18 protein-coding genes are annotated in these 18,999 nt (G+C 66.4%); 7 read left to right on the plus strand and 11 right to left on the minus strand.

The window, feature by feature from the left end; genetic code table 11:
• Positions 1 to 422: 422 nt before the first annotated feature.
• From miaB to lnt, 5 genes are all read left to right on the plus strand, one after another.
• The gene (miaB, locus tag IOC61_RS02300) at positions 423 to 1,766 is read left to right on the plus strand and encodes a tRNA (N6-isopentenyl adenosine(37)-C2)-methylthiotransferase MiaB (RefSeq protein WP_195687275.1); all 1,344 of its coding nucleotides are present in this window, start codon (positions 423 to 425) and stop codon (positions 1,764 to 1,766) included.
• Between the two features lie 92 nt (positions 1,767 to 1,858).
• Positions 1,859 to 2,944 carry a PhoH family protein gene (locus tag IOC61_RS02305; RefSeq protein ID WP_195687276.1) on the plus strand — a complete coding sequence of 362 codons (1,086 nt, stop codon included), beginning with the start codon at positions 1,859 to 1,861 and terminating at the stop codon, positions 2,942 to 2,944.
• Positions 2,941 to 3,429, plus strand: a complete 489-nt coding sequence (gene ybeY / locus IOC61_RS02310; protein WP_195687277.1) for an rRNA maturation RNase YbeY — start codon at positions 2,941 to 2,943, stop codon at positions 3,427 to 3,429. The genes IOC61_RS02305 and ybeY overlap by 4 nt, the downstream gene beginning before the upstream one ends.
• Complete coding sequence (locus IOC61_RS02315) at positions 3,426 to 4,304, plus strand: HlyC/CorC family transporter (protein WP_195687278.1); 879 nt, start codon at positions 3,426 to 3,428, stop codon at positions 4,302 to 4,304. Before ybeY ends, IOC61_RS02315 begins: the two co-directional genes overlap by 4 nt.
• 23 nt (positions 4,305 to 4,327) lie before the next feature.
• A complete protein-coding gene (gene lnt / locus IOC61_RS02320; protein ID WP_195687279.1) occupies positions 4,328 to 5,797 on the plus strand; it encodes an apolipoprotein N-acyltransferase in 1,470 nt (489 codons plus the stop codon).
• Between the two features lie 107 nt (positions 5,798 to 5,904).
• On the opposite strand, the gene phaC is transcribed toward lnt, so the two are convergent.
• The 5 genes from phaC to prmB form a co-directional block, all read right to left on the minus strand.
• Entirely contained in the window at positions 5,905 to 7,743 is a 1,839-nt protein-coding gene (gene phaC / locus IOC61_RS02325; protein ID WP_195687280.1) for a class I poly(R)-hydroxyalkanoic acid synthase, read from the minus strand.
• A gap of 137 nt (positions 7,744 to 7,880) precedes the next feature.
• On the minus strand, positions 7,881 to 8,303 hold the full coding sequence (locus tag IOC61_RS02330) for a phasin family protein (protein ID WP_195687281.1): 423 nt from the start codon (positions 8,301 to 8,303) through the stop codon (positions 7,881 to 7,883).
• Between the two features lie 188 nt (positions 8,304 to 8,491).
• A complete protein-coding gene (locus tag IOC61_RS02335; protein ID WP_195687282.1) occupies positions 8,492 to 8,977 on the minus strand; it encodes a hypothetical protein in 486 nt (161 codons plus the stop codon).
• An 84-nt stretch (positions 8,978 to 9,061) separates the two neighbouring features.
• Positions 9,062 to 10,147, minus strand: coding sequence for a chorismate synthase (gene aroC, locus IOC61_RS02340; protein WP_195687283.1), 1,086 nt, complete (start codon positions 10,145 to 10,147; stop codon positions 9,062 to 9,064).
• A 32-nt stretch (positions 10,148 to 10,179) separates the two neighbouring features.
• Positions 10,180 to 11,133 (minus strand): 50S ribosomal protein L3 N(5)-glutamine methyltransferase, encoded by a 954-nt coding sequence (gene prmB, locus IOC61_RS02345; RefSeq protein ID WP_195687284.1) that lies wholly within the window; start codon positions 11,131 to 11,133, stop codon positions 10,180 to 10,182.
• A 143-nt stretch (positions 11,134 to 11,276) separates the two neighbouring features.
• On the opposite strand from prmB, the gene IOC61_RS02350 reads away from it, so the two are divergent.
• Positions 11,277 to 11,849 carry a Smr/MutS family protein gene (locus IOC61_RS02350; RefSeq protein ID WP_195687285.1) on the plus strand — a complete coding sequence of 191 codons (573 nt, stop codon included), beginning with the start codon at positions 11,277 to 11,279 and terminating at the stop codon, positions 11,847 to 11,849.
• 3 nt (positions 11,850 to 11,852) lie between these two features.
• Here IOC61_RS02350 and IOC61_RS02355 read toward each other — a convergent pair whose 3' ends face one another.
• Genes IOC61_RS02355 through IOC61_RS02365 form a run of 3 tightly spaced genes read right to left on the minus strand, consistent with a single transcriptional unit; the run spans position 11,853 to position 14,628 of the window.
• Complete coding sequence (locus IOC61_RS02355) at positions 11,853 to 12,929, minus strand: patatin-like phospholipase family protein (protein WP_195687286.1); 1,077 nt, start codon at positions 12,927 to 12,929, stop codon at positions 11,853 to 11,855.
• A 23-nt stretch (positions 12,930 to 12,952) separates the two neighbouring features.
• On the minus strand, positions 12,953 to 13,822 hold the full coding sequence (locus IOC61_RS02360; RefSeq protein ID WP_195687287.1) for an alpha/beta fold hydrolase: 870 nt from the start codon (positions 13,820 to 13,822) through the stop codon (positions 12,953 to 12,955).
• Complete coding sequence (locus IOC61_RS02365; RefSeq protein ID WP_195687288.1) at positions 13,819 to 14,628, minus strand: alpha/beta fold hydrolase; 810 nt, start codon at positions 14,626 to 14,628, stop codon at positions 13,819 to 13,821. The genes IOC61_RS02360 and IOC61_RS02365 overlap by 4 nt, the downstream gene beginning before the upstream one ends.
• 200 nt (positions 14,629 to 14,828) lie before the next feature.
• Here IOC61_RS02365 and IOC61_RS02370 point away from each other — a divergent pair, with 200 nt between their 5' ends.
• A complete protein-coding gene (locus IOC61_RS02370) occupies positions 14,829 to 15,776 on the plus strand; it encodes an AEC family transporter (RefSeq protein ID WP_195687311.1) in 948 nt (315 codons plus the stop codon).
• Positions 15,777 to 15,871: 95 nt separating this feature from the next.
• On the opposite strand, the gene sixA is transcribed toward IOC61_RS02370, so the two are convergent.
• From sixA to IOC61_RS02385, 3 genes are all read right to left on the minus strand, one after another.
• Positions 15,872 to 16,360, minus strand: coding sequence for a phosphohistidine phosphatase SixA (sixA, locus tag IOC61_RS02375; RefSeq protein ID WP_420706322.1), 489 nt, complete (start codon positions 16,358 to 16,360; stop codon positions 15,872 to 15,874).
• A complete protein-coding gene (locus tag IOC61_RS02380; protein WP_195687289.1) occupies positions 16,341 to 17,438 on the minus strand; it encodes an NAD(P)H-dependent glycerol-3-phosphate dehydrogenase in 1,098 nt (365 codons plus the stop codon). Before IOC61_RS02380 ends, sixA begins: the two co-directional genes overlap by 20 nt.
• Before the next feature lie 117 nt (positions 17,439 to 17,555).
• Positions 17,556 to 18,998 (minus strand): NAD(P)(+) transhydrogenase (Re/Si-specific) subunit beta, encoded by a 1,443-nt coding sequence (locus IOC61_RS02385; protein ID WP_195687290.1) that lies wholly within the window; start codon positions 18,996 to 18,998, stop codon positions 17,556 to 17,558.
• Position 18,999 lies beyond the last annotated feature (1 nt).

Below are 18,999 nucleotides of genomic sequence, written 5' to 3' on the forward strand. Positions count from 1 at the left end.
ATGAAAGCCTGGGTGACCTATCTCCTCTACAGGCTCGTGGCCATTCGGTCCAAGTCGGGATACACCCAGGCTGTGAGCGGTGGTAGCTAATCACCCCTCACTGGAGAGACACAAGGTCCTACGCCAGGGATGGCGTCGGTAGCGCCCAGGGAAGGGTTCACAGCGCCTCCTCGCAGGCTTGTCGCCAGATCAGCCCCGGGCTACCGAGCTGTCGAGCTATCTGCAACAGCCCTGTGCCACCTGGCATCGGGCTGGCTCCAGGCGATCACGGCACGTATAATATAGGGCTGTTTTAAACGATGGCCCAGGCGGCCACCGCCATCCATTGCCGTGCCTCCGGCGAACTTGAGCCGTGAGCGCCGCGCACCCCAGAACCCACCGGTGACAGACGTCGGGCGCCTGGCGCCACGACCCCTACTCTTATGGCGAAGAAACTCTTCATCAAGACACACGGCTGCCAGATGAACGAGTACGATTCCGCCCGCATGGCGGATCTGCTCGGCGAATCTCACCGTCTCGAACTCACCGACGACGAGCAGGAGGCGGATGTCATCCTGCTCAACACCTGCTCGATCCGCGAAAAGGCCCAGGAGAAGGTGTTCCATCAGCTGGGACGCTGGAAGAAGCTCAAGGAGAACAACCCCGACCTAGTGATCGGCGTGGGCGGCTGCGTGGCGAGTCAGGAAGGCGAGGCGCTGCGCAAGCGCGCGCCCCATGTCGATATGGTGTTCGGGCCCCAGACCCTGCACCGGGTCCCCTCCATGCTCGACTCGCGCCAGCAGGACCAGATCTCGGTCGTCGACGTGACCTTCCCGGAGATCGAGAAGTTCGATCACCTGCCCAAGCCCAGCTCCGACGGCGCCACCGCCTTCGTCTCGGTCATGGAGGGCTGCTCCAAGTACTGCACCTTCTGCGTGGTGCCCTACACCCGGGGCGAGGAGGTCTCGCGGCCCTTCGAGGCGGTGATGGACGAGGTCATTCACCTGGCCGACCAGGGCGTGCGCGAGATCAACCTGCTGGGACAGAACGTCAACGCCTACCGTGGCCTGAACCAGCTGGGTGACGAGATCGACCTGGCCGAGCTGATCGGTTGCGTGGCGGCCGTTGAAGGCATCGATCGCATTCGCTTCACCACCTCCCATCCGGTGGAGTTCTCCGACAGCCTGATCGAGGCCTATGGCGAGATTCCGGAGCTGGTCAGCCATCTGCACCTGCCGGTACAGGCCGGCTCCGACCGCGTGCTCGCCGCCATGAAGCGCGGCCATGGCGTCGAGGAGTATGTCGAGAAACTGGAGCGCATTCGCGCGCTACGCCCCGACATCAGCTTCTCCTCGGACTTCATCATCGGCTTCCCGGGCGAGACGGAGGCAGACTTCGAGGCCACCATGAACCTGATTCATCGCATCGGCTTCGACCACTCCTTCAGCTTCGTCTACTCGGCACGCCCCGGCACGCCGGCGGCCAGCCTCGAGGATGACACCCCCGAGAGCGTCAAGAAGCAGCGCCTGGCGATCCTTCAGGAGCGCATCAACCAGCAGGCCATGCAGATCAGCCGGCGCATGGTGGGCACCACCCAGCGCATCCTGGTCACCGGCTTCGCGCCACGCGACCCGGGACAGCTCTCCGGCCGGACCGAGAACAACCGGGTGGTCAACTTCCGTGCCCCCAATCCCACCGAGCTGATCGGCTACTTCGTCGACGTCGAGATCAGCGAGGCATTGCCCAACTCGCTGCGTGGCGAGCTCGTCTCCCCGGCGATCTACTGAGAATCGACGCCTCTGCTCGACCAATGATTGCCGCGGCGGCCGCCGCGGCAGTATGCTGACGCCACACTCATCTTCCAGGGGATCCGCCCGCCTTGAGCCAGACAGCCTCCCAGGCCAACCGCATCATCACTCTGACCCTCGAACCCAACGACCCGCGCCGCCTGGCCAATCTCTGTGGCCAGCGCGACGAGAACCTCAAGCTGGTGGAGTCCCGTCTGGGCATCACCCTGCGCAACCGCGGCAACATCTTCCAGCTGGCCGGGCCCATCCACCGGGTCAAGGCCGCCGCCAACGTGCTCGAACACCTCTACCGCGAGACCGAGGCCAGTGACCTGGAGCCGGATACCGTGCACCTCTTCCTGCAGGAGTCCGGTCAGCAGGCGCTCGAGGAGGAGGAGGGCGATGCCGATGGCGCCGAGGTGCTGATCCGCACGCCGCGCACCCTGATCAAGCCACGCGGCCTCAATCAGCAGGGCTATGTGCAGAGCATCCGCTCCCACGACATCAACTTCGGCATCGGCCCGGCGGGTACCGGCAAGACCTACCTGGCGGTCGCCGCAGCGGTGGAGGCCCTGAACCAGCAGGAGGTGCGCCGCATCCTGCTGGTACGCCCGGCGGTGGAAGCCGGCGAGAAGCTCGGCTTCCTCCCCGGCGACCTGGCCCAGAAGATCGACCCCTACCTGCGCCCGCTCTACGACGCCCTCTACGAGATGATCGGCTTCGAGCAGGTGGCCAAGCTGATCGAGCGCCAGGTGATCGAGATCGCCCCGCTGGCCTATATGCGCGGGCGCACCCTCAACAACGCCTTCATCATCCTCGACGAGAGCCAGAACACCACCCGCGAACAGATGAAGATGTTCCTGACCCGTATCGGCTTCGGCTCCACCGCGGTGATTACCGGCGATGTCACCCAGGTCGACCTGCCCCGCGGCCAGAGCTCGGGGCTGATTCAGGTCCTCGAGGTGCTCAAGGGAACATCCGGCATCGGCGTGACCCACTTCGCCGCCAAGGATGTGGTTCGCCACCCCCTGGTGCAGCGCATCATCGAGGCCTACGATAGCTTCGAGGCCGAGCAGGAGGCCGCCGAGCGGGCCCGCAAGGAGGCTCGGGAACAGGAGCGCGAGACCCTGCGTCAGGAGCGTCAGGAGCGCCTCGGCCGCGAGCGAGGCGAGTCATGACGTCTCCCCGGGTCGATCGCCAGGTCGCCCTCGAGGCCGAGGGCCTGCCGAGCCAGGCCGAGCTGGAGGCCTGGGTGGGGGCGGTACTGTCGCGCCATGTGGTGGAGGACGACAGCGAGCTCAGCGTGCGCCTGGTGGACGCGACGGAGAGCCAGACGCTGAACCGCGACTACCGCGGCCGCGACAAGCCCACCAATGTGCTCTCCTTCCCCTTCGAGAACCCGCCCGGCGTGACCCTGCCGCTGCTCGGCGACCTGGTGGTCTGCCATCCCGTGGTGGTGGCCGAGGCCGCCGAGCAGGACAAGGCACTACACGATCACTACGCTCATATGGTGGTTCACGGTACGCTACACCTGCTCGGCTACGATCATCTGGAGGATGACGAGGCCGAGGCCATGGAGGCCCTGGAGCGCGAGATCCTGGCCGAGCTTGGCATCACCGACCCTTATCGGACCGCACCCGAGGATGAGAGAGCCGATTCATGAGCGAAGATCGATCGAGTGGCCAGGGCAACCGTTCCTGGATCGAGAAACTGCTGGGGGCGCTCTCCAGCGACAGTGACGAACCCAGCTCGCGGGACGAGCTACTGGAGTTCCTGCGCCAGGCGGCAGGCCGCCTGAAACTCGAGCAGGACGCCATGATGATCATCGAGGGGGCGCTGAAGATCAGCGACCAGCAGGTTCGCGAGGTGCTTATCCCGCGCTCCCAGGTCACGGCCATCGCCATCGACCAGCCGCTGGATGAGTACCTGCCGGTAATCCTCGAGACCGGCCACTCCCGCTACCCGGTCATCGGCGAGAACCTCGATGAGGTCAAGGGGATCCTGCTGGCCAAGGACCTGCTGCCGCTGCTGCGCAACGGCCAGGAGAACGGCAGGCCCCTCCGTCTCGAGGAGGTGGTGCGACCCACGCTGTTCGTGCCGGAGTCCAAGCGTCTCAATAGCCTGCTCAAGGAGTTCCAGAACACGCACAACCATATGGCGATCGTGGTCGATGAGTACGGCGGCACCGCCGGCATCGTCACCATCGAGGATATCCTCGAGGAGATCGTCGGGGAGATCGAGGACGAGCATGACGCCGACGACGACGAGGATATTCGCGACCTGGGCGAGGGGCGCTACGCCATCCGCGCCCTGACTCCCATCGAGGACTTCAACGAGCGCTTCGAGACACACTTCTCCGACGAGGAGTTCGACACCCTCGGCGGCCTGGTAATGCAGCGTTTCGGCCACCTGCCGGCACGCGGCGAGCATACCGTCATCCGCGGCTGGCGCTTCACGGTGCTGAATGCCGACAACCGCCGCATCCGACTACTGGAAGTCGAACCCAGCAACTCCGACGACGTTCTCGACGACGACTGACGCGCCTGCCACGGAGGGCCAAGATGTCTGTGTTTCGCCTGCCCGCACCCCTCGGCTGCCTGCTGGCAGCCGCGGCCGGTGTTCTTACCACGCTTACTGCCTCACCCTTCGAACTGTGGTGGCTGGGCCCGGTAGCCGCGGGGCTTATCTACCTGGGTATCCACGCCCTGACACCCGGCCAGGCCGCCCTGCGCGGCTGGTGCTATGGTCTCGGGCTGTTCGGCTCCGGCGCCTCCTGGGTCTATGTATCGATCCACGACTATGGCTATACCGGCATCCCGCTGGCCCTGCTCCTCACCGTGCTGTTCGTCGCGGGGCTGGCGCTCTTCCCCGCCGTGACCCTGTGGCTCTATCGCCGCCTTACCGGCCCACGCCTGGCCTGGCTCAGCTTTGCCGGCGCCTGGGTCCTGGGCGAGTGGCTGCGCACCTGGCTGTTCACCGGCTTTCCCTGGCTGCTGCTGGGGACCTCGCAGGTGGACTCGCCCCTCGCCCCCTGGGCCCCGGTAGGCGGGGTCTACCTGCTCTCCCTGATCACCGCGCTGACCGGCAGCCTCGGCGTCGAGTTGCTCCGGCGGCGATGGTGGGCCGCGCTCCCTGTCGCCGCCCTGTGGCTCGCCCCCATGGCGCTGCCCGCCCAGTGGACGAACCCCGCCGGTGAACCGCTACGCGTGGCGCTGCTGCAGGGCAACCTCGACCAGGCCATCAAGTGGACCCCAGCCGGCCAGCGCGAGGCCGCCAATCGCTACAGCGCGCTGACCCGAGCACACAGCGACGACGCCCCAGACCTGATCATCTGGCCCGAGGCGGCCCTGCCGATGTTCGAACGCGAAGCGCGACCCATCCTCGAGCGGGTGCAGTCCAATCTCGCCCCCGGCACCGCCCTGCTCACCGGCATCCTGCAGCGTGACGACGCCGGACTCTACTACAACAGCGTGATCGGCCTGGGTGATGTCGAGGGGGAGTACCGCAAGACGCATCTGGTGCCCTTCGGCGAATACCTCCCCCTGGAGAGCCTGCTTGCCGATACCATCGCCTTCTTCAATCTGCCGATGCCGGCCATGACGCCCGGGCCGGAAGGCCAGGCGCCGCTCAGAGCCGCCGGCACCACCATCGGCAACGCCATCTGCTACGAGATCATCTACCCGGATCGTGTCGCCGCCCAGGCGCGCCAGGCGGCGCTGCTGCTGACGGTCTCCAATGACACCTGGTTCGGCCGCTCCATCGGCCCCCTGCAGCATCTGCAGATGGCCCGGCTACGCGCCCTGGAGAACGGCCGCTACGTGATTCGTGCCACCAGCAATGGCGTCACCGCCATCATTGACGCCCAAGGGCGCATCACCACCCGGGCTCCCCAGTTCGAGATGACCAGCCTTGGCGGCGAGGCGATCCCCATGCAGGGGCTTACCCCCTTCACCCGCACCGGCAGCTGGCCCACCTGGCTGCTCGCCGCCCTGATGGTGCTGCCGGGGCTTCGGCTGCGCCGCAAGCGATAAACCGGACGCTGCACAAAAACGGCAGCAAAAACCAAGAAGCGCCCAGCCGATTCATCGACTGGGCGCTTCTACTTTTAGTTATAGCCTTCTACTTATAGCTTACGGCTTCAGGCTTCCGACGGAGTCGGGATTTCGCCCAGCACCTCGGGAATGGTCATTTTGACATAGCGCCCCGGCGCCGGCTCGATGATGGAGAGCTCGCCATCACCGGGCTGGCGTGCCGCCACCATCTTCTCGGCATCGACATAGCCATTGTCGGTCATCCACGCCTGCCAGTGGGGCCACCAGGAGCCCTCGTGCTGCTGGGCCCCGGCCAGCCACTCCTCGTGGGTCTCGGGCAACGAATCGTTGGTCCAGTAGCCGTACTTGTTCTTGTGCGGCGGGTTGACCACCCCGGCGATATGCCCCGACCCACCCAGCACAAAGGTCACCGGTCCCTTGGGCAGCAGCGCCCCATAGTAGGTACTGTTCCACTTGGCGATATGGTCCTCCCGGGTCGAGAGGAAGTAGCTGGGCGTGGAGATCTTGCGCAGGTCGATCTTGACCCCGTCGAGTTCGATGCCACCGGGCTCGACCAGCTTGTTCTCCATATACATATGGCGCAGGTACCAGCCATGGGTTGCCGCCGGCAGATTGGTGCCGTCGGTGTTCCAGTAGAGCAGGTCGAAGGGGGCCGGCACATCGCCCTTCAGGTAGTTGCTGATGTAGAAGGACCAGAACAGGTCGTTCTCGCGCAGCAGGTTGAAGCTGAAGGCCATCACACGACCATCCAGATAGCCGTCACGCTCCATCTTCGCCTCGATGCCCTCAAGCACCGGCTCGCTGAGGAAGGTGCCGATCTCGCCCGGGTCACGGAAGTCCTGCAGCGTCGTCATGTAGGTAGCCGACTTGACCCGACGCCCACGGCGAGTGCTGGTGAGATAGGCCACGGTGGAGGCCGCCAGGGTGCCGCCGACACAGTAGCTGAGCAGGTTGACCGACTTCTCGCCGGTGGCCTGCTCGATCGCCTCGATGGCGGCGATGGGGCCCAGCTGCATGTAGTCGGCCCAGGTCAGGTCGCGCTGGGCCGGGCCCGGGTTGCGCCAGGAGATCAGGAAGACACTGTGCCCCTGACCGACCAGCCACTTGACGAGGGAGTTGTCCTCGCGCAGATCGAGGATGTAGTACTTGTTGATCCAGGGCGGAACGACCAGCAGCGGCGTCTTGTAGACCTGCTCGGTGGTGGGGGCGTACTGGATCAGCTGGATCAGCTCGTTCTCATAGACCACCGAACCGGGCGTCACGGCGATATTCCTGCCCACCTCGAAGGCGCTGCGATCGGTCATGGAGACATTGAGCCCCTCGGCGGAGTTGCTCAGGTCCTGGCGCAGGCGAGCCAGGCCATCGACCAGATTCTGGCCCCGGGTCTCCAATGTCTTGCGCATCACCTCGGGATTGGTGGCAACGAAGTTGGTGGGCGACATGGCATTGACCATCTGGCGGGCATAGAACCCCAGCCGGCTCTTCTGCTCGGCGGGCAGCTCCAGGCCATCGATCAGCTCCTCGACCAGGCGCGAGAAGAGCAGATACTGCTGCATGATCGCCAGATAGTAGGGGTCGCTGGTCCAGGCCTCATCCTTGAACCGACGATCGCCCTTGCTCGGCGTTACCAGCGGCTCGACCTGCTCACCTGTCATGGCCCGCAGCCCGTTCTGCCACAACTGGACCTGATCCTGCATCAGTCGCGCCTGGGTCTGCCAGAGCTGGGGCGGATTGCTCATCAGCGACTCGGCCGCCGCCTGGAAGCTCTCCCGCATATCCCCATAGACCGAATCGGCGGCATCGCTGGGCACCATGCGCTCCAGCAGATCGCCCATCAAATGCCGATACTCCTCGCCGATCTGCTGAAGCTGGGCATTCCACGCCTCCAGCTCGGCCTGTGTCGGTGCTTGAACCCCTGGCTGCATTGAACCCTCCTGGTCCGTCGACCATGTCATGCCGACATCAGATAAGATGCTCCGCCATCCTCGCAAAGGGGCGGCGGATTGGTCAGCGACCCCGCAAGGAGCCGAATTGCGCCGGGTGACAGCGCCTGAACACTGTCTCAGCTCTTGCTGGAGCCACCCCGTGAGGACTTCGCCTTGGCCGGCTCGTCACTGTCCGCCGCGGACGTCTGCTTGGCAGCTTCGCCCATGGCCTTGGCCTGCTCGGTAAAGAGCGCCTCCATCTCGGCCTTGAACTCCAGGCTCATCTCGGAGAGCGCCTTGGCATCCGCCATCATCTGCTGAGAGAGCTCGTTCATCATCTCGGCCTGGCGGGTGCCGAAATCACGCAGGCTGTCGGCATCCTGAACCTCGCTGGCATCCCGCATCCGCTCGGTGCCCATCTGGCTGTAGCGCTTCAATGATTCCATCTGATACTGGGAGAGCTTCTCCATGTTGTTCAGCATCAGGGAGTTGAGCTTGCGCATCGGCTCGAAGAGCTGGCGGGTCTGCTCGTTGAAGTTCTCGATCATCTTGTCCTGCATGACACATCCTCCCGAAGGGTGGTGCTAGGCGAGTGGCTCGCCCGGCCATGCTGCACTGCACAAAGACTAGTCTGCCTCCAGCGGTGTTGCAAGACCATGTTGCAAGACCAAGTTACAAGGCCAAGTTGCAAGGCCATGACGTCGGGATGCAGCAAGACCTGGGGCTTATATCGGCATGGCGGCTTGCATCAGCTGTCGCGCTTGGTTCGTGAACGGGCACTCGCGGCCCCCTTGGTGGACTTGGCATGGCTTGAGGAGTTGCCGCTGCTCGCCTTGGCGGAAGCACTTCTGGACCCCGCATCGGCCTCTTCGCTCTTGCTGCCGGTCTTGGTCGCACGACTGTCCGTCCCCTCCTCGGGCTCGGACTGAGCGGCGGACTGACCGGCCTGCTTGAGCATGTCGAGCATCATCTGCTGATAGGTACCGAAGCTGGATAGCCCCTGGGAGAGCCCCTGGGACAAGCCCTGCGACAGCCCCTGGGTCATGCCCTGCCCCATGCCGGTCTGCTGCAGGAACGGCTGCATCAGGCTCATCGGGTCATAGCCCTCCACCCCGGACTCCATCTGCTTCTGGATTCGATCCAGCAGATCCTTCTGGAAGGCCGCCACATCCGGCAGCCCCAGTGCCTGGCGGAACTCATCGGGGGTAAGGTCAAACTCGACGTTGATCTTCATGGTGTCAGCCCTGTCCGTTGGTCTGCCTCGCAGTGTAGCAGCCTCCCCTGGCCTGCCCTCAACGAGATGGCCGTCAACGCGCCCTCATCGCAGTGTCGGGGTCTCGACGCTGACATCGGCGTTCTGGCCACGCTGACGCAGCAGGTGATCCATCAGGGTAAGCGCCATCATCGCCTCGGCGATCGGCGTGGCCCGAATGCCCACACAGGGGTCATGGCGCCCCTTGGTAATCACCTCCACCGGGTTGCCCTGTATATCGATGCTGCGCCCCGGGGTGGTGATGCTGGAGGTCGGTTTGAGCGCCAGGTGCGCGATGATCGCCTGTCCGCTGGAGATACCGCCCAGCACACCGCCGGCATGGTTGGAGAGAAAGCCTTCGGGGGTCATCTCGTCGCGGTGCTCACTGCCACGACTGGCCACGGCGGCGAAGCCGTCACCGATCTCCACTCCCTTCACCGCATTGATGCTCATCAGGCCATGCGCCAGCTCGGCGTCGAGCCGGTCGAACACCGGCTCGCCGAGCCCCGGCGGTACCCCCTCGGCCACCACCGTGATCTTCGCCCCTATCGAGTCCTGGTCGCGACGCAGCTGGTCCATGTAGGCCTCGAGCTCCTCCACACGACTGGCATCGGGACAGAAGAAGGGGTTGGCCTCGACCGCCTCCCAGCTCCTGAAGGCGATCTCGATGGGACCAAGCTGGCTCATGTAGCCGCGCACGGTGATGCCCCGAGACGCGAGGTACTTCTTGGCGATGGCCCCGGCGGCCACACGCATCGCGGTCTCACGGGCGCTGGAGCGCCCCCCTCCGCGGTAGTCACGGATACCGTACTTGTGGTGATAGCTGTAGTCGGCGTGGGCCGGGCGGAACTGGTCCTTGATCTTCGAATAGTCCTTGGAGCGCTGATCGGTATTCTCGATCAGCAGGCCAATGGCGGTACCGGTGGTCTGCCCCTCGAAGACTCCCGAGAGGATACGCACCCGATCGGGCTCGCGACGCTGGGTAGTATGGCGCGAGGTGCCGGGGCGGCGACGATCCAGGTCGCGCTGAAGGTCCTCCTCGCTGAGCGGCAGGCCAGGCGGGCAACCGTCGACGATGGCGCCCAGCGCCGGGCCATGGCTCTCGCCGAAGGTGGTGACGGTAAACAGCTTGCCGAAGGTATTGCCGGACATGGGCGTTCCTCGAGTGATCGGAAGTCGGTGAATCAGGCGAAGGACGCCGCATGGGCGTCGAGTTCATCGGCGGTCAGGGCGAATACCCCCTGGCCACCGCGCTCGAAGTCGAGCCACAGGAAGGGCACCTCGGGGAAGGCCTCCTCCAGATGGTGATCGGAGTTGCCCACCTCGACGATCAGCACGCCGTGCTCGGTCAGATGGTCGCGGGCCTCGCGCAGGATACGCCTGGTGATATCCAGGCCGTCCGCACCGGACCCCAGTGCCAGCGCAGGCTCGTGGCGGAACTCGGCGGGCATGATGGCCAGATCGCGGGCATCCACATAGGGCGGATTGGAGACGATCAGGTCATAGCGACCGGGAAGCGCATCGAACAGATCCGATGCCACTGCCCTCACCCGGGCGCCGACATCATGACGGCTGATGTTCTGCCGGGCCACCGCCAGCGCCTCCTGGCTGATATCGGCGAGGTCCACCTCACTGGTGGGCAGATGCAGCGCCGTGGCGATGCCGATACAGCCGGAGCCGGCGCACAGGTCGAGCACCCGGTGTGGCGGCTCCTCGGGGAACCAGGCGTCGAAGCCCGACTCCACCAGTTCGGCGATGGGCGAGCGCGGGATCAGCACCCGCTCGTCGACATCGAAGGGCAGGCCGGCGAACCACGCCTCACCCAGCAGATAGGGCAGCGGTCGCCGGTGAACGATGCGTTCGCGTACCAGGGCGACGATACGACTGCGCTCCATGGGCAGCAGGCGAGCGTCGAGCACCGCCGGGTCGACACTCCAGGGCAGATGCAGCGCGCCCAGGGTCAGGGCCACCGCCTCGTCCCAGGGCGAGTCACTGCCATGACCATGAAACAGCCCGGCCAGATGAAACTCGCTGGCCGCCCAGCGCAGGCAGTCGCGCAGGGTCAGGAGCTCGGCGGCGAGCCGGTCATCGGTAAGCGTCAGAGTGGAGGTCGCGCGCGGGGCGTGCTGATCGGCCAAGGGGGCACCTGAACGTCGTGAAATAATGGGTCAATGATTGTAACCCGGCCCGCCGGTTCACAGCCACGCCACGCCGGGTATACTGGTCCCCCTCGCCAACCAGCCGATACTGTCCATAAGCCCTGCCCCATGAGCCCTGCCCCATGAGCCAAAACCGCCACCGCCCGGACGATGACGAGATCAGCGCCTTCCGCCAGGCCCTGCAGCAGGCCGGTGTCAAGCCGATCAAGCGCAATCGCGCCGACCCGGGTCGCCCGCGCCGCGAAGAGGCCACCGCCGCCGCGCGGCGAGCCGCCGCCCAGTCGGCGGGTGACGACAGCGCCAGCGGGCGAACCTCGGATGGCCGCGTGGAGGCGGTGCGCCCCTCGGAATATCTCGACTTCGCCCTTCCCGACCTGCCATGGCGTACCCGTAGCCGCCTCAAGCGCGGCGAGATGGCCTGGGAAGCGGGGCTCGACCTGCACGGCTACACCCTGGAAGAAGCCCGCGAGCAGCTGGAGGGGTTCCTGCGTGATGCTGCCGTGGAGCGACGCCGCTGCCTGCTGGTGGTGCATGGCAAGGCGTGGGGCACGGACGGCAACTACCCGGTGCTCAAGAGCCACGTCAATGCGTGGCTGCGCGAATGGCCCGGGGTGCTGGCGTTCTGCTCGGCCGTGGAGGCCGAAGGCGGCACCGGCGCCGTCTATGTGCTGCTGCGCCGGCGGGGGGAACGCTGAGGGTTATTCGGACGACCGCGTGTCGCCCGGCAGACGTGGCCCGACGATGATGCCACGCCCCCCCCAGCTCGGATGGCTACGGCCTTCGTAGCGATCCAGGGCCTCCACCGCCAGCTGGCGCCCCAGGGTGATCAGCGCCTCGGCACGATGAAACTCATAGGCGCCACATACCGTCTTGGGCACCTCGATCAGTACATCCGGTGGATAGCCCGCGACCTTGTACTTGGCCAGCGCCGCCTGGGTGATATCGAAGGACGCCAGCGCCATGTCCAGGCGCCCCCACTGGCGGCGACGGCTGCTCTCCTCACTCTGATCGCTCTGCTCGTCCTCCTCGCCCTCGGCGCCATTGGCGCCCCCCCGCCGACCGTCGATCCAGCGCCCGGCGGCACGCTTCACCTCCTCGATCCAGGCGCCGAACTCCTTCCCCGACGCCGTTTCAGCGGCCTCGCGCTCCAGGCGTGCGGCCTCGGGGGGAAGCAGCTCCTCCAGGGTCACCGGCCGCGGACTGTGGGCCGTCACGTTCACCGCCAGTACCAGGTCCGCCGCCGCCGAGACGGAGGGGGTGATCGGCAGCGGGTTGAGCAGTCCCCCGTCGACCAGCACCTGCTGGCCACGATGCACCGGCGTGATCACCCCGGGGACGGCAATGGAGGCACGGATCGCCTCGAGCAGCGGGCCACTCTGAAACCACACCTCGCGCTGATGGGTCAAGTCGGTGGCCACTGTCGTCACCGGGATCGCCAGATCCTCGATGCGGGTATCCCCCACCAGGCTCTCCAGCTTGCTCATCACCTTGTTGGCCTTCATGGCGCCCATGGCACTCCAGGAGACATCCACCAGCCGCAGCACATCGAAGTAGTCGAGGCGACAGACCCAATCGCGATAGGCGGCCAACTGCCCCGCGGCATAGACCCCCCCGACCAGCGCTCCCATGGAGCAGCCGGAGACCGCCACGACTTCGTAGCCGCGGCGCTCGACCTCCTCGATCACGCCGATATGGGCATAGCCGCGCGCCCCGCCACTGCCCAGCACCAGTGCCACGCGTTTCGTCTCACCGGAGGCTGCCGACCTGTCGTTCATACCCCTGCGACTCCTCATCTGTCTTACGGCTCCCTGCCGCTCACCGCCCATCTAGCGATGGTCTCGGCCACCGCCGATACCGCCTCGGGCTCCAGGTGCAAGTGGTGTCCACCCGCCAACACTCGACGCTCGAGCCCAGGCAGCGCCGTACGAGCCGAACGCGCCCGCTCTGTCTCGCCCAGGATGCCCTCCTCTCCTTCGATCAGCAGCGTCGAGCAGGCGATCTCGGCCAGGCAGGCCACCACCTGATCGGGGGTCAGCCGCACCAGCGAGGGGCGCACCAGGCGGGGGTCGGTTCGCCACCCCAGCCGCCCGTCCGCCCACTCCTTTAGGTTACGGCGCACCACGGGACGGATGGCCTCGGCACTCACCGGTGTGGCTCCCCCCTTGACGCGTGCGTTCACGGCCTCCTCTTCGTCAGCATAGCGCGCCGGACGCGAGGGCGAGCGACGGTGTCCCAACAGGCCTCGACGCAGCTGCCGCGGGGCCTCCTCGGCCGCAGTGGTCACCGCTCCGAGCCCATCGATCAGCGCCAGCCGCGCCACCCGTTCCGGCAGGGCGGCGGCCAGCAGACAGGCCACCCCGGCCCCCATGGAGTGAGCCAACAGGGTCGGGCGCGTGGCGCCCAGGGCATCTGCCGCATCGAGCACATCGTCGCAGTAGTCCCAGATGGCATAGTCACCGGGCGTATGCCATGAGTGACCGTGGCCGGCGAAGTCGATGGCGACGATGCGCACGCCCAGCTGGCTGGCAAGCACGGGAGCCAGGCGCGAGAAGCTGGCGGCATTGTCCAGCCAGCCGTGCAGGGCCAGCCACGGCGGGGCCTCCGGCTCGCCCCAGGCCAGCCCTGCCAGGCGCCCTTCGGCCAGGCTCAGGATCCGTGGCGAGGTCATGACGCCTCCCCCAGCAGCTCGTCCAGCGCGGCAAGCAGTCCATGGCGCACCTCGACAGGATGCTCCATGGGAAACATATGGGTGCCAGGCACCAGCCGCACCTTGACCCCATGGCGGATCAGCCGGCGTCGACGGCGCGGCGTCAGCAGGTCGGAGTCCTCGCCGGCCAGGATGGCGTGGGGCACCCGCAGTCGCCGAGGCAGGTCGCCCAGGTGGTCCGGCAGGTGGCGGAAGATCTCCACCTCGATATCGGGGTCGTAGGTCAGTAGAGCCCGGCCGTCATCGAGCAGTCGGGTTCCACCCTCGACGTAGTCATCCAGGGCCTGCTCGGTGAACCGCCGAAACAGGCCTCGTCGGCGCAGGTAGTGGCGCATCGCCTCCCGGTCCGGCCAGGTGGTGCGGCGGCCCAGGCTCTTGCCAGCCGGCGTCACCCGGTCCACCAGTCCCAGCCACTTGGCCGCCTTCATTCCCCAGGCGTCGATACCCAGCATCAGCGGCGGGTCGAGCATCACCACACTGCGAAAGCGTTCCGGCGCCGTCTCGGCGGCCATGGCCATCAGCACGCCGCCCATGGAGTGGCCCACCCCGATCACCGGGGCGTCGAACCGGGCCACGACGTTCAGCAGCTCATCACGCAGTGCCTGCCAGTTATGCCCCACCGGAAAGTCGGGATGGTGGCCGAGGCGATCCACGGGATGGAGGTCGAAACGCTCCCCCAACGGCGCCAGGAAGCTGTGGTAGCAGGCCCCGGGGAAGCCATTGGCATGGGCGAACAGCAACGTGGGTCGGTCGGTGTTGGTGGACATGGTCTCTTTCCTGTGACGGGGCAGTTCAGGCACGGATGGCGGTAGCAGGCTAACGGGATTACCATGTTTCGCCAAGTCGACATCCATCTACCAGGAGCTCCCGTGACCGCCCGCAAGCCCCGTGATACCCGCCTTCGCAATCGACTCTTCTTCGCTACCGTGCTTGCCGCCATGCTGGTCGGCTTCTGGCTGCTACGGTGATGGAGGCCCTGGCGACCTTCCAGGCCACCCTGGAGATCACCCTGCCGGTCTTCGCCATGGTGTTTATCGGCCTGGGACTCAAGCGCGCCCGCTGGATCGATTCGGCCTTCGTCACCACCGCCTCACAGCTGGTGTTCAAGGCAACCCTGCCCACGCTGATCTTCCTGAGCATCATCCGCGCCGACCTCGAGGCGACCCTCAACCCGCGGATGCTCGGGGTGTTTGCCCTGGCCACCCTGGGCAGCTTCCTCCTCGCCTGGGGCTGGGCCCGGCTTCGCGTCCCCCTGGCCGACCGCGGCAGCTATATCCAGGGCGCCTTTCGCGGCAACTGCGGCATCGTCGGCCTGGCCCTGGCGGCGGGGATGTACGGCGACTACGGTCTCTCCGCCGGCGGCCTGCTGCTGGGTGTGGTGATCCTGACCTACAACGCCTTCTCGGTGATCGCCCTGGCCACCCATCAGGAGGAGGTCACGACCGACTGGCGTCAGATGCTGATGCAGATCGTGCGCAACCCGCTGATCCTGGCGGTCGTACTGGCCATGCCGGTGGCACTGTCGGGGCTGGGTCTGCCCGGCTGGGTGATCACCTCGGGGGAGTACTTCGCCTCCCTGACCCTGCCGCTGGCGCTGATCTGTGTCGGTGCCACCCTCTCGCTGGAAGCCATTCGCCGCTCGGGGGGCCTGGCGGCCGGTGCCAGCATGCTGAAGATGGTGACGATCCCCGTGCTTGCCACCACGACGGCCTGGCTCGCCGGCTTCGAGGGACGCGAGCTGGGGGTGATGTTCCTGTTCTTCGCAAGCCCCACCGCGGCGGCGGCCTTCGTGATGGCCAAGGCCATGGGCGGCAACGCCGTGCTTACCGCCAATATCATCGCCCTGACCACCCTGATGGCCAGCGTCACCATCACCCTGGGCGTGTTCGGCCTACAGATGGCCGGGCTGATATAGCCTTAGCCCCGGAGCGCCAAGAGCTCCATCGCTGGGAGCCGGCTTCTCGGAAAGCCTCAGCTCCCCTCGCGTTCTGCCTAGCCCCTGGCCCCAACTCAGTCCAGCTCGGCCGGCGTCACAAACCTTGCCAGCCGCGCACAGCCCGCCGCCCAGGCATCGGCCTCGAGCTCGGCCACGGCGGCGGTGGGGAAGCCCAGGCCGCCATCCTCGCGCCCCTCCACGAGCACGCCCGCCAGCGCCCCTACCAGCGGCATATGGCTGACCAGCATCAACGGTCGCCCCTGGGGCAGCTCGAGCAGCCAGTCGGCCACCGCGTGGGGCGAGTCATCCGGCGTGATGATCGACAGGGTCTCGACCTCGACACCCAGCGCCTCGCCCAACACCGCGGCGCTCTGGCGGGCGCGTCGATAGGGGCTGGCCAGCAGGCGCAGGCCCGCCAGGTCGTCGCGGCGGCTTAGCCACTCCGCCACGCGCCGCACCTGCTGCAGCCCCCGAGGGGTCAGTTCTCGCTCGGCGTCGGGACTCCCTGGCCCCGCCTCGCCGTGGCGCATGATCAGCAGCCGCTCACTCATGCTCATGTTCATCACCCCCTCCACTCCGCCTCTGTCCACTCTGCTCGCGGTGGGCGCGCTGTACATCCTCCCGGGCCAGCACGAACTCCACGTCACTGCTCTGCTCACCCAGCATCAACAGTCGCGCCATCTCCTGGGCCGGCACTCCCTTGAACAGCACCTGGTAGAGCCCCTCGGCCAGCGGCATGTAGATCCCTTCATCCCTGGCCTTGTCGCGCACCAGGCGTACGCTGTTGACACCCTCGGCCACCTGCCCCAGGGCCTCGACCGCCTCGTCCAGGCTGTGTCCCTCGCCCAGGGCGTAGCCGACCCGATAGTTACGCGACAGCCGCGATGAACAGGTGACGATCAGATCCCCCACCCCGGCCAGTCCCAGGAAGGTCATGGGATTGGCCCCCAGGGAGACGGCGAAGCGGCTCATCTCGGCCAGCGCCCGGGTCATCAGCATACTGCGGGTGTTCTCGCCCATGCCCAGGGCCGCGGCCATGCCGGCGGCGATGGCGTAGAGGTTCTTCAGTGCCCCACCCAGCTCAACGCCATAGCGGTCGTTGCTGGCATAGACCCGGAAGTAGTCACAGCCAAGCGCCGCCTGTACCCGGGTACGGGTCTCGGGGTCGTCGCTGGCGATCACCGTGGCGGTGAGCTGCTTGTCGGCCACCTCGGAGGCGAGGTTGGGCCCCGAGATCACCCCGATATGGGGGAAGCCGGTCTCCTCCTCGAGAATCTGGCTCATCAGCTTGAAGCCCGCCTCCTGGATCCCCTTGGTGGTGCTGACCAGGATCTGATCGGGGCTAAGATGCGCGCGTGCCTGGCGCACCACCTCGCCGAACGCCTTGGAGGGGATCGCCACCAGCACCAGGCCGGCGCCCGGCAGCACCTCGGCCATCTCGGTGGAGGCCACCACCGCCGGATTGATCGCGTAACCGGGCAGGTAGCGTCCGTTGACATGCTCGCGGTTGATCTGCTCGGCCAGCGCCGGGTCGCGCAGCCACTGACGCACCTCGGCCCCGTTGTCGGCGGCGATGCTGGCCAGGGCGGTGCCGAAGCTGCCCCCCCCGAGCACCGCCACCCGCATGCGTTCTTCTGCCATGATGCACTCCGCAGGAGTTGATTGAATGGGGGGATTGTAGCGAAAAAGACGCCCGGACCGTGACCGGTCCGGGCGTCTCGAGATGCGGCCCGAGACGGGCCGCGGAGGGAGGGCGTGTCAGTCGACCAGATGCAGCAGCGAGTCGATGCTCTCACGCGCATCGCCGTAGAACATCCGGGTGTTCTCCTTGAAGAACAGCGGGTTCTCGATACCGGAATAGCCGGTACCCTGGCCACGCTTGCTGACGAACACCTGCTTGGCCTCCCACACCTTGAGCACCGGCATGCCGGCGATGGGGCTGTTGGGATCCTCTTCGGCGGCCGGGTTGACGATATCGTTGGAGCCGATGACGATCACCACATCGGTGGAGGCGAAGTCATCGTTGATCTCGTCCATCTCCAGCACGATGTCATAGGGCACCTTGGCCTCGGCCAGCAGCACGTTCATGTGCCCGGGCAGGCGGCCTGCCACCGGATGGATACCGAAGCGAACGTTCTTGCCCGCGGCGCGCAGCTTGCGGGTCAGCTCGCTCACCGCATTCTGGGCCTGGGCCACCGCCATGCCGTAGCCCGGCACGATGATCACGCTGTCGGCATCGTTGAGCGCACTGGCCACGCCGCCCGCGTCGATGGCGACCTGCTCGCCCTCGATCTCCGCCGCCGGCCCCTGGGTACCACCGAAGCCGCCGAGGATGACATTGAGGAAGTTGCGGTTCATCGCCTTGCACATGATGTACGACAGGATGGCACCGGAGGAGCCCACCAGGGCACCGGTGACGATCAGCAGGTCGTTGGAGAGCGTGAAGCCGATGGCCGCCGCGGCCCAGCCGGAGTAGCTGTTGAGCATCGACACCACCACCGGCATGTCGGCACCGCCGATGCCCATGATCAGGTGATAGCCGATGAAGAACGCCAGGGCGGCGATCAGCAGCAGGGTCCAGAAGCCGGCACCGTTGAGGTAGAGGATGGCGAGCAGCAGCGAGAGTGCCGCGGCACCGGCATTGAGCATATGACCGCCGGGCAGCTGCCGCGGCTTGCCGTCGATCTTGCCGGCCAGCTTGCCGAAGGCGATGATCGAGCCGGTGAAGGTCACCGCACCGATAAACACGCCCAGCACCACTTCGATCTGCAGGAACATCAGCTCGTCCGGCGCCTTGGTGGCCACCAGGCCGGCAAAGGCCGAGAACTGATCGGTGCTCGCCTCGATGGCGCGAGCCGCCAGCACGCGGCGACGCTCCAGGTCGGCGCTCCAGCCGACGAACACCGCGGCCAGGCCGACGAAGCTATGCAGCGCCGCCACCAGCTGCGGCATCTCGGTCATGTCGACCTTCTTGGCCACATAGACACCGATACCGGCGCCGATGACCATCATCGGAATCATCCAGCCATAGGCGCCGATTCCCGGCCCCAAGGCGGTAAAGAACACCGCCACGGCCATGCCGACGATGCCGTACCACACCGCCCGCTTGGCCTTCTCCTGATTGCTCAATCCCCCCAGGGAGAGGATGAACAGTACACTCGCCGCGATCGCCGCGGCAGACACGAATCCTTGACTCAGCATG

Source organism: Halomonas sp. KAO (assembly GCF_015595025.1).
GTDB lineage: Bacteria > Pseudomonadota > Gammaproteobacteria > Pseudomonadales > Halomonadaceae > Halomonas.

Coding starts and splice junctions, on each gene's coding strand:
- miaB (WP_195687275.1), top strand. CDS start 423: ATGGCGAAGAAACTCTTCATCAAGACACACGGCTGCCAGATGAACGAG.
- ybeY (WP_195687277.1), top strand. CDS start 2,941: ATGACGTCTCCCCGGGTCGATCGCCAGGTCGCCCTCGAGGCCGAGGGC.
- IOC61_RS02315 (WP_195687278.1), top strand. CDS start 3,426: ATGAGCGAAGATCGATCGAGTGGCCAGGGCAACCGTTCCTGGATCGAG.
- lnt (WP_195687279.1), top strand. CDS start 4,328: ATGTCTGTGTTTCGCCTGCCCGCACCCCTCGGCTGCCTGCTGGCAGCC.
- phaC (WP_195687280.1), bottom strand. CDS start 7,743: ATGCAGCCAGGGGTTCAAGCACCGACACAGGCCGAGCTGGAGGCGTGG.
- IOC61_RS02330 (WP_195687281.1), bottom strand. CDS start 8,303: ATGCAGGACAAGATGATCGAGAACTTCAACGAGCAGACCCGCCAGCTC.
- IOC61_RS02335 (WP_195687282.1), bottom strand. CDS start 8,977: ATGAAGATCAACGTCGAGTTTGACCTTACCCCCGATGAGTTCCGCCAG.
- aroC (WP_195687283.1), bottom strand. CDS start 10,147: ATGTCCGGCAATACCTTCGGCAAGCTGTTTACCGTCACCACCTTCGGC.
- IOC61_RS02350 (WP_195687285.1), top strand. CDS start 11,277: ATGAGCCAAAACCGCCACCGCCCGGACGATGACGAGATCAGCGCCTTC.
- IOC61_RS02355 (WP_195687286.1), bottom strand. CDS start 12,929: ATGAACGACAGGTCGGCAGCCTCCGGTGAGACGAAACGCGTGGCACTG.
- IOC61_RS02360 (WP_195687287.1), bottom strand. CDS start 13,822: ATGACCTCGCCACGGATCCTGAGCCTGGCCGAAGGGCGCCTGGCAGGG.
- IOC61_RS02365 (WP_195687288.1), bottom strand. CDS start 14,628: ATGTCCACCAACACCGACCGACCCACGTTGCTGTTCGCCCATGCCAAT.
- IOC61_RS02370 (WP_195687311.1), top strand. CDS start 14,829: ATGGAGGCCCTGGCGACCTTCCAGGCCACCCTGGAGATCACCCTGCCG.
- sixA (WP_420706322.1), bottom strand. CDS start 16,360: ATGAACATGAGCATGAGTGAGCGGCTGCTGATCATGCGCCACGGCGAG.
- IOC61_RS02380 (WP_195687289.1), bottom strand. CDS start 17,438: ATGGCAGAAGAACGCATGCGGGTGGCGGTGCTCGGGGGGGGCAGCTTC.
- IOC61_RS02385 (WP_195687290.1), bottom strand. CDS start 18,998: ATGCTGAGTCAAGGATTCGTGTCTGCCGCGGCGATCGCGGCGAGTGTA.